This window comes from Streptomyces sp. NPDC018964 (genome assembly GCF_044390325.1).
In the GTDB taxonomy this organism is placed as follows: domain Bacteria; phylum Actinomycetota; class Actinomycetes; order Streptomycetales; family Streptomycetaceae; genus Streptomyces.
Genome location: NZ_JBIRYZ010000005.1, coordinates 83,178 through 98,285, shown reverse-complemented (window position 1 = coordinate 98,285; position 15,108 = coordinate 83,178). Strand labels below are relative to the sequence as shown.

General features: G+C 72.9%; 13 protein-coding genes. 11 read left to right on the top strand and 2 right to left on the bottom strand.

From position 1 onward, the window contains the following. Positions 1-45 precede the first annotated feature (45 nt). The 4 genes from ACH5AO_RS10265 to ACH5AO_RS10250 all read left to right on the top strand — a co-directional run bounded on the left by ACH5AO_RS10265 (position 46) and on the right by ACH5AO_RS10250 (position 2,849). On the top strand, positions 46-441 hold the full coding sequence (locus ACH5AO_RS10265) for a cell division protein SepF (protein ID WP_398923792.1): 396 nt from the start codon (positions 46-48) through the stop codon (positions 439-441). 75 nt (positions 442-516) lie between these two features. Continuing rightward, positions 517-1,863, top strand: a complete 1,347-nt coding sequence (locus ACH5AO_RS10260) for an ATP-binding protein (protein WP_398923790.1) — start codon at positions 517-519, stop codon at positions 1,861-1,863. Then, positions 1,829-2,197, top strand: coding sequence for a nucleotide pyrophosphohydrolase (locus tag ACH5AO_RS10255; protein WP_398923787.1), 369 nt, complete (start codon positions 1,829-1,831; stop codon positions 2,195-2,197). The genes ACH5AO_RS10260 and ACH5AO_RS10255 overlap by 35 nt, the downstream gene beginning before the upstream one ends. Positions 2,198-2,378: 181 nt before the next feature. Continuing rightward, positions 2,379-2,849 carry a DUF6099 family protein gene (locus ACH5AO_RS10250; RefSeq protein WP_398923785.1) on the top strand — a complete coding sequence of 157 codons (471 nt, stop codon included), beginning with the start codon at positions 2,379-2,381 and terminating at the stop codon, positions 2,847-2,849. Between the two features lie 54 nt (positions 2,850-2,903). Here the strand turns inward: ACH5AO_RS10250 and ACH5AO_RS10245 are convergent, their stop codons facing one another. Continuing rightward, on the bottom strand, positions 2,904-3,392 hold the full coding sequence (locus ACH5AO_RS10245; protein WP_398923783.1) for a hypothetical protein: 489 nt from the start codon (positions 3,390-3,392) through the stop codon (positions 2,904-2,906). A 184-nt stretch (positions 3,393-3,576) separates the two neighbouring features. Here ACH5AO_RS10245 and ACH5AO_RS10240 point away from each other — a divergent pair, with 184 nt between their 5' ends. From ACH5AO_RS10240 to argF, 5 genes are all read left to right on the top strand, one after another. Next, complete coding sequence (locus ACH5AO_RS10240) at positions 3,577-4,500, top strand: LLM class F420-dependent oxidoreductase (RefSeq protein ID WP_398923782.1); 924 nt, start codon at positions 3,577-3,579, stop codon at positions 4,498-4,500. 164 nt (positions 4,501-4,664) lie between these two features. Continuing rightward, complete coding sequence (locus ACH5AO_RS10235) at positions 4,665-6,128, top strand: 3' terminal RNA ribose 2'-O-methyltransferase Hen1 (protein WP_398923780.1); 1,464 nt, start codon at positions 4,665-4,667, stop codon at positions 6,126-6,128. Beyond that, on the top strand, positions 6,125-8,683 hold the full coding sequence (locus ACH5AO_RS10230) for a polynucleotide kinase-phosphatase (RefSeq protein ID WP_398923778.1): 2,559 nt from the start codon (positions 6,125-6,127) through the stop codon (positions 8,681-8,683). Before ACH5AO_RS10235 ends, ACH5AO_RS10230 begins: the two co-directional genes overlap by 4 nt. Positions 8,684-8,849: 166 nt before the next feature. Further along, positions 8,850-10,073, top strand: coding sequence for an arginine deiminase (locus ACH5AO_RS10225; protein ID WP_398923776.1), 1,224 nt, complete (start codon positions 8,850-8,852; stop codon positions 10,071-10,073). A gap of 117 nt (positions 10,074-10,190) precedes the next feature. Beyond that, positions 10,191-11,198, top strand: coding sequence for an ornithine carbamoyltransferase (argF, locus tag ACH5AO_RS10220; RefSeq protein ID WP_398923774.1), 1,008 nt, complete (start codon positions 10,191-10,193; stop codon positions 11,196-11,198). Between the two features lie 24 nt (positions 11,199-11,222). On the opposite strand, the gene ACH5AO_RS10215 is transcribed toward argF, so the two are convergent. Next, a complete protein-coding gene (locus tag ACH5AO_RS10215; protein WP_398923771.1) occupies positions 11,223-11,651 on the bottom strand; it encodes an ATP-binding protein in 429 nt (142 codons plus the stop codon). 212 nt (positions 11,652-11,863) lie between these two features. Here ACH5AO_RS10215 and ACH5AO_RS10210 point away from each other — a divergent pair, with 212 nt between their 5' ends. After that, positions 11,864-12,691, top strand: coding sequence for an enoyl-CoA hydratase family protein (locus ACH5AO_RS10210; protein ID WP_398923770.1), 828 nt, complete (start codon positions 11,864-11,866; stop codon positions 12,689-12,691). A gap of 3 nt (positions 12,692-12,694) precedes the next feature. Beyond that, positions 12,695-15,061 carry a bifunctional salicylyl-CoA 5-hydroxylase/oxidoreductase gene (locus ACH5AO_RS10205; protein ID WP_398923768.1) on the top strand — a complete coding sequence of 789 codons (2,367 nt, stop codon included), beginning with the start codon at positions 12,695-12,697 and terminating at the stop codon, positions 15,059-15,061. Positions 15,062-15,108 lie beyond the last annotated feature (47 nt).

Genomic DNA, 15,108 nt, shown 5'->3' with positions numbered 1-15,108 from the left:
TAAGAATTACCCGATGCAGACAGCCAGCACCACAGGGGACGGAGCATGCCGGTGAACAGCCACGACGTCACCGACGAACAGTGGGAGGGGCTCGCCCAGGTCGTCCCACTCCGGGGCCGCGACGCATGGCCGTCCGCCGTGGGCCACCGCACCCTCCCCGAGGCCGAGACAGAGGCCCGCCGCCGCTTCGTCGTCCTGCGGGTGAACGTGTTCGCGGACGCCCGCGAGGTCGCCGAGACACTGATGTCCGGGATACCGGTCCTGCTCGACCTGACCGGCGCGGAGACCGAGACCGCCAAACGGGTCCTGGACTTCAGCACGGGCGTCGTCTTCGGCCTGGCCAGTGGAATGCACCGGGTCGACCGCAACGTCTTCCTCCTGACCCCGGCCGGCACGGAGGTCACGGGGCTGATGGAGGGGGTGGGAGTGCCGGGGGCCTGAGCGCGTCGCCCGATCGTGGGAAGGCCCGTCGAGCGGAACGGTTCGCCCCGCACCGGACCCCTTAGCGTCCCGCACATGACCCCACCTTCCCCGCCCCGCCCGGGCACATCGCCCCTGTCCGCGGGCCCGGCCGCACCGGATCCGGGGGCCGCACCGGCCGCACCGAACCCACCGGATGCACCGGCCGCACCGGCCGCACCGGCCGCATCGGCCCCACCGGTTTCACCGGCCGCACCGGACCCGTCGGCCGCGCGGTCGGCCGGCGTCGTGGGCCACCCCGACCGGCCGCGCGTCACCGAGCTGCTGCTGTCCGCCTTCGCCGGGCATCGCGGCGTGGCGCTCCCGCTCGGGGCGCTCACCCTGCTCGCCGGACCCAGCGGGAGCGGCAAGACCGGCGCGCTGCGGGCGTACGAGGCGCTCGCCCGGCTCGGCGGCGGGGCCGAGCTGGGGGAGGCGTTCCCGGAGCCCGGCGCCTGCGTGCCGGAGCGGGCCCGCGCCGACGCCCAGCGCCGCCGCGGCTTCCGCATCGGCTGCACGGCCGACGGCCCCGAGGGGCCGGTCCGGCTGGAGGTCGCCGTACAGGCCGAACCCGTGCTGCGGATCGCGGGGGAGCGGCTGACGGCGGGTGGAACGGTCCTTCTGGAGACCGCCCTGCGCGACCCCGGCCGGCGCACCGTGCAGGCCGCCTGGCACACGGCCGGGGCGGCTCCGGTGACCCGGGCCCCGCTGCCGGACGACCGGCTCGGCACCGCGCTGCTGCCGCTGCGCGTCGCCGGCAAGACCCCCGGACAGCGCAGGGTGCTCGCCGCCGCCGAGCAGATGGTGGTCGCCCTGCGCTCCGTCTTCCCCTGCGACCCCCGCCCCGAGCGGATGCGGGACCCCGTCCGGGTCGGCACCGGGCGGCTGCTCGGTGGCTGCGACAACCTCGCCGACGTCCTGTGGCGCACCCGCGCCGAGTGCGGACGCCGGTACGCCCTCCTCGTGGACGCGGTGCGCGCCGGATGCGCCGGGCCGGTCACCGGCCTGCTCGCCGAGCCCTACGACGCCGGCCGCCTGGTCCGCGCCCTCCTCGACCGGGGCGACGGCACCCGGACCGAGCTGCGGCGCCTGGGCGACGGCGAGCTGCGGTACGCCGCGCTCGCCCTGGTGCTGCTCACCGGGCCCGGTGTGCTGGAGGTCGACGCGCCCGGCGAGGTCCCGGCGGCGTTCCAGACCCTCACCGTCCTCGCCGACGGCCTGGACCGGGCGCTGGATCCGGCGCAGCGGGCCGAACTGCTGCGCCTGGCGGCACGGATGTGCGAGCGCGGGCACATCCGGCTGGTCGGGGCGGTGAGCGACGCCTCCTGGGCGGCGGGGGTGAGCGGGGTGACGGTGGTACACCTGGACCGTGACCGATCCGTACGACGCCGAGCGTTCCCGTGAGCCCCTCGAACTCGCGGGGCTCCAGCACCGCCTCGCCGAGTTCGCCGCCGCGCGGAACTGGCAGCCTTACCACACCCCGAAGAACCTCGTCGCCGCGCTCAGCGTGGAGGCGTCCGAACTCCTGGAGATCTTCCAGTGGTTGACGCCCGAGGAGTCCGCCCGCGTCATGGACGACCCGGACACCGCGCACCGCGTGAGCGACGAGGTCGCCGACGTCCTCGCCTACCTGCTCCAGTTCTGCGAGGTGCTCGGCGTCGATCCGTTGGCCGCGCTGGCCGCGAAGATCGACCGAAACGAGCGCAGGTTCCCGGTGGGGGAGCCGCCCCAAGGGTGAGGACTCACCGACTCCGGTATCACTCTCCGTATACGAAAAATGAACTCTGCTCGAATCATTGTCGGCAGATTTCGGTCTTCCTCTGGCTTTTTGTCTCACACTCTTTCACTCTGGGTAGTGAACAAGGGAGTTCAACGGATGCGGACGCGTGGGCAGCGCGTCGGACAGACGGGGGCAGCGCATGGACGCTGTGCGGCTCATCGTGACAAGCAGGCGCGCCCTGGCCGCGGACGGTGGCGTGCGGGAGCTGCTGACCGAGGTGTGGCAGGCACAGGCCCTGGCGCAGGCGATAGGAAGCCGCCTCGCCGTCGCCGGCCCGCCCGAACTACGGGGTGAGGCACTGGGGTTGACCGAACTGGCGGGCCGTGGCTGCGGAGTGCTGGGCACCCCGGAACTCGGCCCGGACGGACTGCGCGCGGCCCGGCTCACCGAGCTGGGCGAGACCCGCCCGGTCCTGATGCACCTCGGCGGGCTGCTCGGCGAGGTCGGTATCGCCCTGGTGGGGCTCGCCAGCTCGGCGGCCGACGAGACGACCTACTGGCAGTGCGTGGAGGCCATCGACGCGGCGGACGAGTCCCGCGACCGCGTCCTGGAGATGCTCCGCAAACTGGCGGACCGCGACGAACACGTGCCGGAGCGGGAGGCGGGCTGACACCGCGCACCGCACGGCCCCGTCCCGTCGGCCGGGCCACCGGCAGGGCCCGTGTCAGTCAGGGATCCCCGGCATCCCCCACAGGGCGCCCCTGCTGCCGACGGCGGCCCTCGGACACGTCTCCCGCCACGCCGCGAGCTCCGGGGCCCGCCCCGGACGCCCGAAGAAGAGCGGTCCCTTCCGCAACCTCAGGCGAAGCTTCGCCGAGTCGACGACGTTGTCGTGGACGACGAGGACCCGGGCCACCCGCTGAGGGCCGTGGTCGGTGGTCCGTCCGCCGGCGTGCCGCAGCCGGAGCCTGGCAGGGCCACCGGCCTCCCCTGCGACGATCCGTACCTCGACCAGACGCCGCCGATCCCACACCAGGTACGCGAACCCCACCAGTACACAGGCCGCGACGGCGCGGATCGCCCACATGGCGTCGGACACCGCCCACAGCACCAGGCCGAGACAGCCGGCCGCCACCGCCGTGCGCAGCAGTCGCGGAGCCGTCCGCGTGCTCTTGTCCGCCGCGTCCCAGAGCAGATCCTCGCTGACAGCCATGCCGCCATCATGGGCCCCGCCCCTCATGCTGAGAAGCCCCGGAGCGGGACACCGGCCGGGCCCGGAGGGCGACGGTGCCCACCGGCACCGGTCGCACCACACCGCCGGCCCCTGCCCGGTCGCCGACGGGGCGCCCCGGCCCCTCGTGTGCGGCGGCCCGCAGCGGACCGTGCAGGATGGAGCCATGGATCTTCGCATCTTCACCGAACCCCAGCAGGGCGCCACCTACGACACCCTCCTCACCGTCGCCAAGGCCACCGAGGACCTCGGCTTCGACGCCTTCTTCCGCTCCGACCACTACCTCAGCATGGGGTCCGGGGACGGCCTGCCCGGCCCCACCGACGCCTGGGTCACCCTTGCCGGCCTCGCCCGCGAGACCAAGCGCATCCGGCTCGGCACCCTGATGACCGCCGCCACCTTCCGCCTTCCCGGCGTGCTCGCCATCCAGGTCGCCCAGGTCGACCAGATGTCCGGCGGCCGTGTCGAACTCGGCCTGGGCGCGGGCTGGTTCGAGGAGGAGCACAAGGCGTACGGCATCCCCTTCCCGAAGGAGAAGTTCGCCCGCCTCGAGGAGCAGCTGGAGATCGTCACCGGCCTGTGGGCCACCGAGACCGGCAAGACCTTCGACTTCCACGGCACGTACTACGACCTCACCAAGTCCCCCGGGCTCCCCAAGCCGGCCCAGCCCAAGGTGCCGGTCCTCATCGGCGGCAACGGCGCGATCCGCACCCCCCGGCTGGCCGCCCGGTTCGCCGACGAGTTCAACATGCCCTTCGCCTCGGTCGAGGACACCGCGACGCAGTTCGGCCGGGTCCGCGACGCCGCCCGGGAGGCCGGCCGCGACCCGGGCGACCTCGTCTACTCCAACGCCCTCGTCGTCTGCGTCGGCAAGGACGACCAGGAGGTCGCCCGCCGCGCCGCCGCGATCGGCCGCGAGGTCGACGAACTCAAGGCCAACGGCCTGGCGGGCTCCCCGGCCGAGGTCGTCGACAAGATCGGCCGCTACGCCGAGACCGGATCCAGCCGCATCTACCTCCAGGTCCTCGACCTGCACGACCTCGACCACCTGGAGCTGATCTCCGCCCAGGTCCAGTCCCAGCTGTCGTGACACCGGCTCCACGGGAACCGGGGCCGTCCGTGCACAACGGGCGGCCCCGCCGCATCCGCCCGTAAATTCCCGGAGCCTTTCCGGCCGTTCCCGGTACGTTGGCACCGCACGCCCGAATCCGGTGTGTATCCCCAGCTCAGAAGGTTTCTCGAGGTGTAACCACCGTGTTCCTGACGATCAGTACCACCGGCTCCGCCGAGCGCCCGGCGACCGATCTCGGTTTCCTGCTGCACAAGCATCCCGGGAAGGCGCAGGCGTTCTCCACGTCCTACGGCACGGCCCACGTCCTCTACCCCGAGGCGGACGCCGAGCGCTGCACGGCGGCGCTGCTGCTGGAGGTGGACGCGGTGGCACTGGTCCGGCGCGGCAAGGGCAAGGGCCGCGGGGGCGCCCCCGACGCGGCACTCGCGCAGTACGTCAACGACCGCCCGTACGCGGCGTCCTCCCTGCTCGCCGTCGCGCTGAGCGGCGTCTTCTCCAGCGCGATGCGCGGTGTGTGCGCCGCCCGCCCGGAACTGCCGGGACAACCGCGTCCGCTGCGCGTCGAGGTGCCCGCGCTGCCCGCCCGCGGCGGCGCCGGACTCGTCGGCCGGCTCTTCGAGCCGCTCGGCTGGACGGTCACCGCCGAGCCCGTGGCCCTGGACGCCGAGTTCCCCGAGTGGGGCGACTCGCGGTACGTGCGCCTGGTCCTGGAGGCGGACACGCTCACCCTCGCCGAGGCCCTGCGCCACCTCTACGTCCTGCTCCCCGTCCTCGACGACGCCAAGCACTACTGGGTCTCCTCCGACGAGGTCGACAAGCTGCTGCGCGCCGGTGAGGGCTGGCTGCCCGCGCACCCGGAGCAGAAGCTGATCACCAGCCGCTACCTGTCTCGCCGCTGGTCGCTGACCCGCCAGGCCATGGAGCGCCTGGAGCTGGTCCGGCTGGCCGAGGCGGACGACAGCGACGTCGAGGAGATCGACAACGCCGTGGCCGAGGAGACCGACACCGAGGAGAAGCCGACCCCGCTCGCCGTGCGGCGGCGGGAGGCGATCCTCACCGCACTGCGCGCCCATGGCGCCGCCCGGGTGCTCGACCTCGGCTGCGGCCAGGGCCAGCTCGTCCAGGCACTGCTCAAGGACCCGTCCTTCACCGAGATCGTCGGCGTCGACGTGTCGATGCGGGCCCTCACCATCGCCTCCCGGCGGCTCAAGCTGGACCGCATGGGGGAGCGGCAGGCGGCGCGCGTCCAGCTCTTCCAGGGCTCGCTGGCGTACACCGACAAGCGGCTCAAGGGGTACGACGCCGCCGTGCTCAGCGAGGTGATCGAGCACCTCGACCCGCCCCGGCTGCCCGCCCTGGAGTACGCGGTGTTCGGCTCCGCCCGCCCCCGTACGGTCCTCGTGACCACCCCCAACGTCGAGTACAACGTGCGCTGGGAGACCCTCCCGGCCGGCCATGTCCGGCACGGCGACCACCGCTTCGAGTGGACCCGCGAGGAGTTCCGCGCCTGGGCGCACGCGGTCGCCGAACGGCACGGCTACGACGTCGAGTTCGTACCCGTGGGACCGGACGACCCCGAGGTCGGACCGCCCACCCAGATGGCCGTGTTCACGGCCGGCACCGCGAAGGAGGCGAAGGCCGCATGACCACCACCCCCGGGACCCCGCAGCCGCGAGTCCGTACCCTGCCCGTCACCGACCTCTCCCTCGTGGTGCTCGTCGGCGCCTCCGGCTCGGGCAAGTCGACCTTCGCCCGCCGCCACTTCAAGCCGACCGAGGTCATCTCCTCCGACTTCTGCCGAGGTCTGGTCGCCGACGACGAGAACGACCAGAGCGCGTCGCGCGACGCCTTCGACGTGCTGCACTACATCGCCGGCAAGCGGCTGGCCGCCGGCCGCCGCACCGTCGTCGACGCGACCAACGTGCAGCAGGACGCCCGGCGGCAGCTGATCGAGCTGGCCAGGGCGCACGACGTCCTGCCGATCGCCATCGTCCTCGACGTGCCCGAGCAGGTGTGCGCCGAGCGCAACGCCACCCGCACCGACCGCGCCGACATGCCCCGCCGCGTCATCCAGCGCCACACCCGCGAACTCCGCCGCTCCCTGCGCCACCTGGAGCGCGAGGGCTTCCGCAAGGTGCACGTGCTGCGCGGAGCGGAGGAGGTGGACCACGCCACCGTCGTCACCGAGAAGCGGTTCAACGACCTCACCCACCTCACCGGCCCCTTCGACATCATCGGCGACGTCCACGGCTGCGCGGCCGAACTGGAGGCGCTGCTCGGCAAGCTGGGGTACGCCGGCGGCGTGCACCCCGAGGGCCGCACCGCCGTCTTCGTCGGCGACCTCGTCGACCGCGGCCCGGACAGCCCCGCCGTACTGCGCCGTGTGATGGCCATGGTGAAGGCGGGCGGCGCGCTGTGCGTGCCCGGCAACCACGAGAACAAGTTCGGCCGGTACCTCAAGGGCCGCAAGGTCCAGCACACCCACGGACTCGCCGAGACCATCGAGCAGATGGACGCCGAGAGCGAGGAGTTCCGCGCCGAGGTACGGGAGTTCATCGACGGACTGGTCAGCCACTACGTCCTCGACGGCGGCCGGCTGGTGGTCTGCCACGCCGGTCTGCCGGAGAAATACCACGGCCGCACCTCCGGCCGGGTCCGCAGCCACGCCCTGTACGGCGACACCACCGGCGAGACCGACGAGTTCGGCCTGCCCGTGCGCTACCCGTGGGCGGAGGACTACCGCGGCCGCGCCGCCGTCGTCTACGGCCACACCCCCGTCCCGGAGGCGACCTGGCTCAACAACACCATCTGCCTGGACACCGGCGCCGTCTTCGGCGGCAAGCTCACCGCGCTGCGCTGGCCGGAGCGGGAACTGGTCGACGTACCGGCCGAGCGGGTCTGGTACGAGCCGGCCCGCCCGCTGCGCACCGAGGCCCCCGGCGGCCACGAGGGCCGCCCGCTGGACCTGGCGGACGTGCACGGCCGCCGCTTCGTCGAGACCCGGCACCACGGCCGGATATCGATCCGTGAGGAGAACGCCGCCGCGGCCCTGGAGGTGATGAGCCGCTTCGCGATCGACCCGCGCCTGCTGCCGTACCTCCCGCCGACCATGGCACCCACCGCCACCTCGCACCTCGACGGCTACCTGGAGCACCCGGCCGAGGCGTTCGCCCAGTACGAGCGGGACGGCGTCGCCCGGGTCGTGTGCGAGGAGAAGCACATGGGCTCCCGCGCGGTCGCCCTGGTCTGCCGCGACGCCGACGTGGCCGCCAGGCGCTTCGGTACCACCGGCGGCGAGACCGGCTCCCTCTACACCCGCACCGGCCGCCCCTTCTTCGACGACGCCTCCGTCACGGAGGAGATCCTCGGCCGGCTGCGCACCGCCGCCACCGAGGCCGGCCTCTGGGCGGAGCTCGGCACCGACTGGCTGCTGCTGGACGCCGAGCTGATGCCGTGGTCGCTGAAGGCGTCCGGGCTGCTGCGCTCCCAGTACGCGGCGGTCGGCGCCGCCTCCGGCGCGGTCTTCCCGGGCGCCCTGGCGGCCCTGGAGGGCGCCGCGGCCCGTGGCGTGGACGTCGGGGACCTGCTGGACCGCCAGCGCGAACGCGCCGGTTCCGCCGCGGCGTTCACCGACGCGTACCGCCGCTACTGCTGGACCACCGACGGTCTGGACGGCGTCCGCCTGGCGCCGTTCCAGATCCTCGCCGTCCAGGGCCGCAGCCTCGCCGCCCTGCCCCATGACGAGCAGCTCGCCCTCATCGACCGCCTGGTCGAGCACGACACCACCGGCTTGCTGCGGACCACCCGCCGCCTCTACGTCGACACGGCCGACCCCGAGTCCGTGCGCGCCGGAGTCGACTGGTGGCTGGAGATGACCGGACGCGGCGGCGAGGGCATGGTCGTCAAGCCGGTCGGCGCCCTGGTCCACGACGAGAAGGGCCGTCCGGTGCAGCCCGGCATCAAGTGCCGGGGCCGCGAGTACCTGCGGATCATCTACGGCCCCGAGTACACCAGCCCGGAGAACCTGGCCCGCCTGCGCAACCGCTTCCTCAACCACAAGCGCTCCCTCGCCCTGCGCGAGTACGCCCTCGGCCTGGAGGCCCTGGACCGCCTCGCCGAGGGTGAACCGCTGTGGCGCGTCCACGAGCCGGTCTTCGCCGTGCTGGCCCTGGAGTCGGAGCCGGTGGACCCGCGGCTGTAGCGGGCGCGGGCGTGCCGCGACCCGGTCCGGGCGGAGCACACCGCGCTCCGCCCGGACCGGCCGGTGCGCCGGCCTCCTGCGCGCCGGCCGGCGGAAGCGGATTTCCGGAAGCCGGGAACCCGGGGGACAGGGGTGAACACGCGCCCGGACGGTCAGGATGAAAGGCATGACCTACCACGTCGACTCCGAGGCCGGGCGGCTGCGCCGCGTCATCCTGCACCGGCCCGATCTCGAGCTCAAAAGGCTCACCCCCAGCAACAAGGACGCCCTGCTCTTCGACGACGTGCTCTGGGTGCGCCGGGCGCGCGCCGAGCACGACGGGTTCGCCGACGTCCTGCGCGACCGGGGCGTCACCGTCCACCTCTTCGGCGACCTGCTCGCCGAGACGCTGGACCTCCCGGCGGCCCGCGCGCTCGTCCTGGACCGCGTCTTCGACGAGAAGGAGTACGGCCCGCTGGCCACCGACCACCTCCGCGCCGCGTTCGAGACGCTCCCGGCGTCCGAGCTGGCCGAAGTGCTGATCGGCGGGATGACCAAGCGGGAGTTCCTGGACGCCCACCCCGAGCCGACCTCCGTGCGCTTCCACGCCATGGAGCTCGACGACTTCCTGCTCGGCCCGCTGCCCAACCACCTCTTCACCCGCGACACCTCCGCCTGGATCTACGACGGTGTCGCCATCAACGCGATGCGCTGGCCGGCCCGGCAGCGCGAGACCGTGCACTTCGAGGCGATCTACCGGCACCACCCGCTGTTCCGCGCGGAGCCCTTCCACGTCTGGTCCGAGGGGCAGGCCGACTACCCGTCCACCATCGAGGGCGGGGACGTGCTGGTCATCGGCAACGGCGCGGTGCTGATCGGGATGAGCGAGCGGACCACCCCGCAGGCGGTGGAGATGCTCGCGCACAAGCTGTTCGCGGCCGGTTCCGCCGCGACCATCGTCGCGCTCGACATGCCGAAGCGACGCGCCTTCATGCACCTCGACACCGTGATGACGATGGTCGACGGCGACACCTTCACCCAGTACGCGGGGCTCGGCATGCTCCGCTCGTACACCATCGAGCCGGGCGCGGGGGACAAGGAGCTGAAGGTCACCGACCATCCGCCGGAGCACATGCACCGCGCGATCGCGGCCGCGCTGGGGCTCAGCGAGATCCGGGTGCTGACCGCCACCCAGGACGTGCACGCGGCCGAACGCGAGCAGTGGGACGACGGCTGCAACGTCCTGGCCGTCGAGCCGGGCGTCGTCGTCGCCTACGAGCGGAACGTCACCACCAACACGCACCTGCGCAAGCAGGGCATCGAGGTGATAGAGATCCCCGGCAGCGAGCTGGGCCGGGGCAGGGGCGGGCCGCGCTGCATGAGCTGTCCCGTCCAGCGGGACGCGGTGTGAGGCGCCGTACCGGAACGAGCCGCGCAGAATCGATCCGTACGGAAACGTGCTGTATAGAAATGCAAAAGTTCGTATACACTTCCAAGGGTTCGTGTCCCCCATCCCCTGGAGCGCCCCATGGCGACTGTCCCGACCGCCCTCGCCGGCCGCCACTTCCTCAAGGAGCTGGACTTCACCGCGCAGGAGTTCCTCGGCCTGCTGGAGCTGGCCGCCGAACTGAAGGCCGCCAAGCGGGCCGGGACCGAGCACCGCCACCTGCGGGGCAGGAACATCGCGCTGGTCTTCGAGAAGACCTCGACGCGCACGCGCTGCGCGTTCGAGGTCGCGGCCGCCGACCAGGGCGCCTCCACCACGTACCTCGACCCGTCCGGCTCGCAGATCGGCCACAAGGAGTCCGTGAAGGACACCGCGCGGGTACTGGGCCGGATGTACGACGGGATCGAGTACCGGGGGGACAGTCAGGCCAAGGTGGAGGAGCTCGCGGCGTACGCGGGGGTGCCCGTCTACAACGGGCTCACCGACGACTGGCACCCCACCCAGATGCTCGCCGACGTGCTCACCATGACCGAGCACAGCCCCAAGCCGCTCACCGACATCGCCTTCGCCTACCTCGGCGACGCCCGCTTCAACATGGGCAACTCCTACCTCGTGACCGCCGCCCTGCTGGGCATGGACGTACGGATCGTCGCCCCGAAGTCCTACTGGCCCGCCCAGGAGGTCGTCGACCGGGCACGGGAGCTGGCCGCGTCGAGCGGGGCGCGCATCACGCTCACCGAGGACGTCGCCGAGGGCGTCGCGGGCGCCGATTTCGTCGCCACGGACGTCTGGGTCTCCATGGGAGAGCCCAAGGACGTCTGGGACGAGCGGATCAAGGACCTCGCCCCGTACGCGGTGACCATGGACGTCCTGCGCGCCACCGGCAACCCGGACGTCAGGTTCCTGCACTGCCTGCCGGCCTTCCACGACCTCGGCACCAAGGTCGGCCGGGAGATCTTCGAGACCCACGGCCTCACCTCCCTGGAGGTGACCGACGAGGTCTTCGAGTCGGCGCACTCGGTCGTCTTCGACGAGGCGGAGAACCGCATGCACACGATCAAGGCCGTCCTGGTCGCGACCCTCGCCTGAGCCCTCCCGGGCCCCGCGCCCCGCTCAGAGCGGGCGCCGCTGGCCCGGCAGCCGGAACCACACCGCCTTGCCGGACTCGGTGGGGCGGTGCCCGCAGGACGAGCTCAGGGTGCGGATCAGCAGCAGCCCGCGCCCGTGCTCCTGCCAGGGGTCGGGCACGCCGCGGGCCGGGCGGGTGAGGTCGCCGGGCGGCTCCGGGTCGGCGTCGTGCACCTCGACCTGGCAGCCGGTCGGCAGCAGCCGCACCACCAGCTCTATCGGGGAGCTCCCGGGGGTGTGCTCCACGGCGTTGGCCACCAGCTCCGCCGTCAGCAGCTCCGCCGTGTCGCAGTCGGCGGCGTGTTCCCGCTCGGCCAGCGCCGTACGGACCAGCGCACGCGCCACCGGCACCGCCGCGGTGGTGTGCGGCAGCGCGACGCGCCAGGAGGTGGAGGCGGCGGGGGGTTCGTGCACGGCGAGTCCGTTCGTGGAGCGGGTGCTCCTGTTTTCAACCGTCAAGGGTACGGCGCACCCGGTACGGCCCTTCGAGGGGGGCGGGCCCCGCCGCGCACGCGCGGCGCCCGAACAGCGTATCGCGTGACCGTGACGGCAGTCACCGATCGGTGATAACTTCATGGTGCAGAGCTCACTGAGCAGCGCAGTGCCCGTCCCAGGAGGCCGCCCTCATGAGTCCCTTCACCGGCTCCGCCGCCCGCACCGACCGCTGGGAGCATCTGCGCGTCGAGGTCGTCGACGGCGTCGCCACCGTCACCCTCGCCCGCCCCGACAAGCTCAACGCGCTCACCTTCGGCGCCTACGCCGACCTGCGTGACCTGCTCGCCGAGCTGTCCCGGGAGCGGGCCGTACGGGCCCTGGTGCTGGCCGGCGAGGGGCGCGGCTTCTGCTCCGGCGGCGACGTCGACGAGATCATCGGCGCGACCCTCTCGATGGACACCGCCCAGCTCCTCGACTTCAACCGGATGACCGGCCAGGTGGTGCGGGCGGTACGGGAGTGCCCGTTCCCGGTGATCGCCGCGATCCACGGAGTGGCGGCGGGCGCCGGCGCGGTCCTCGCCCTGGCCGCCGACTTCCGGGTCGCCGACCCCGGCGCCCGCTTCGCCTTCCTCTTCACCCGGGTCGGCCTGTCGGGCGGCGACATGGGCGCGGCGTACCTGCTGCCGAGGGTCGTCGGCCTGGGCCACGCCACCCGGCTGCTGATGCTGGGCGACACGGTGCGCGCACCGGAGGCCGAACGCATCGGCCTGATCAGCGCACTCGCCGACGAGGGCGGCGCGGACGAGGCCGCCCGGACCCTGGCCCGCCGCCTGGCCGACGGCCCGGCACTCGCCCACGCCCAGACCAAGGCCCTCCTGACCGCCGAACTGGACATGCCCCTGTCGGCGGCGATCGAACTGGACGCCTCCACCCAGGCCCTGCTCATGAACGGCGAGGACTACGCGGAATTCCACGCGGCGTTCACCGAGAAGCGCCCACCGAAGTGGCAGGGGAGGTAGGGGATGCTCTCGACCAAGGGGACTGCGTCATCCTCAGGGGCGCGGGGAACTGCGCGATCAACCACAACGGCTCCGCACCCGCCCAACAAGGAAAACCACCCCCTTCGGGTGGCGGTCATCGGCGGAGGCCCCGGCGGCCTCTACACCGCCGCCCTGCTCAAACGCCTCGCCCCCGACCGCCAGGTCACCGTGTGGGAGCGCAACGCTCCCGAAGACACCTTCGGCTTCGGCGTCGTCCTCTCGGACGAGACCCTCGGCGGCATCGAACACGCCGACCCGGAGGTCTACGCGGCCCTCCAGCGGGCCTTCGTCCACTGGGACACCATCGACATCGTCCACCGGAACACCCTCCAGACCTGCGGAGGGCACCGTTTCGCCGCCCTGGGAAGGCACCGCCTCCTGGAGATCCTGCACGACCGCTGCCGCTCCCTTGGGGTCGACCTGCGCTTCCGGACCGAAGCCCCCGACCCCGCCCGGCTGGCGGAGACGTACGACCTGGTGGTGGCCGCCGACGGAGTCCACAGCGCCACCCGCGAGGCCTTCGCCCACGTGTTCCGGCCCCGCGTCACCGAGCACCGCTGCCGCTACATCTGGCTGGCCGCCGACTTCGCCTTCGGCGCCTTCCGCTTCGAGATCGCCGAGACCGAGCACGGCGTGATGCAGCTCCACGGCTACCCCTACTCCACCGACGCCTCCACCGTGATCGTCGAGATGCGCGACGAGGTCTGGCGCGCCGCCGGATTCGACGAGACGGACGGGACGGAGTCCGTCGGACGCTGCGCCAAGATCTTCTCCGACGCGCTCGGCGGACGCCCCCTGAGGTCCGGCAACTCGACGTGGACCACCTTCCGCACGGTCGTCAACGAGCGCTGGTCGCACGGCAACGTCGTGCTCCTCGGCGACGCCGCCCACACCGCGCACTTCTCCATCGGCTCCGGCACCAAACTCGCCGTCGAGGACGCGCTGGCGCTCGCCGCGTGCCTGGAGGAACAGCCGTCACCGGCCGACGCGCTGGCCGCCTACGAGGCGGAGCGCCGGCCCGTCGTCGCCTCCACCCAGCGCGCCGCCCGCGCCAGCCTGGAGTGGTTCGAGAACCTGCCCCTCCACGTGGCCCAGCCATCCCGCCGGTTCGCCTTCAACCTGCTCACCCGCAGCCGCCGCGTCACCCACGACAACCTGCGGCTGCGCGACGCCCGCTTCACTGCGTCCGTGGAGCGCGAGTTCGGCTGCCCGCCCGGTACGCCGCCGATGTTCACCCCGTTCCGGATGCGCGGACTGACCCTGCGCAACCGGGTCGTCGTCTCGCCCATGGACATGTACTCGGCGGCCGACGGCGTCCCCGGCGACTTCCACCTCGTGCACCTCGGCGCCCGCGCGCTGGGCGGGGCCGGACTGGTGATGACCGAGATGGTGTGCGTCAGCCCCGAGGGGCGCATCACGCCCGGCTGCACGGGCCTCTACACCGGCCGGCAGACCGAGGCGTGGCGGCGGATCACCGACTTCGTGCACGACCGGGCGCCCGGCACCGCGATCGGCGTGCAGCTCGGCCACAGCGGCCGCAAGGGCTCGACCAAGCCGATGTGGGAGGGCATGGACGAGCCGCTCGACGACGGCAACTGGCCCCTCGTCGCCGCCTCGCCGCTGCCGTACAAGCCAGGTGGCCAGGTGCCCCGCGAGCTGTCCCGGGCCCAGCTCACCGACCTGCGGGAGCAGTTCACGGCCGCCGCCGTGCGGGCCGCGCGGGCCGGTTTCGACCTGCTGGAACTGCACTGCGCCCACGGCTACCTGCTCTCCGGCTTCCTCTCCCCGCTCACCAACCACCGCACCGACGCCTACGGAGGCTCACCGGAGAAACGGCTCCGCTTCCCGCTGGAGGTGTTCGACGCGGTGCGCGCGGCGTGGCCGGGGGACCGGCCGATGACCGTCCGGATCTCCGCCACCGACTGGGCGGAGGGCGGCACCACGGCCGACGACGCGGTCGCGATCGCCCGCGCCTTCGCCGCGCACGGCGTCGACGCGATCGACGTGTCGACCGGGCAGGTCGTGGCCGACGAGACACCGGAGTTCGGGCGCTCCTACCAGACCCCGTTCGCCGACCGGATCCGGCACGAGGCGGGCGTCCCGGTGATCGCGGTCGGCGCGATCTCCTCCTGGGACGACGTCAACTCCCTGATCCTGGCCGGACGTACGGACCTGTGCGCCCTGGCCCGCCCCCACCTCTACGACCCCCACTGGACGCTCCACGCGGCGGCCGAGCAGGGCTACGAAGGGCCGGGCGCGGTCTGGCCGGCACCGTACCTGGCCGGCAGCAGGCGGCCCCGGACCGGCCGTACGGACGCACCCAGGCCCCGTCTCGACCTCGGGAACTGACCCCGCCCGTCGGGCCGGTCCGTGCTCCGCCGGTACCGCGCCGGCCC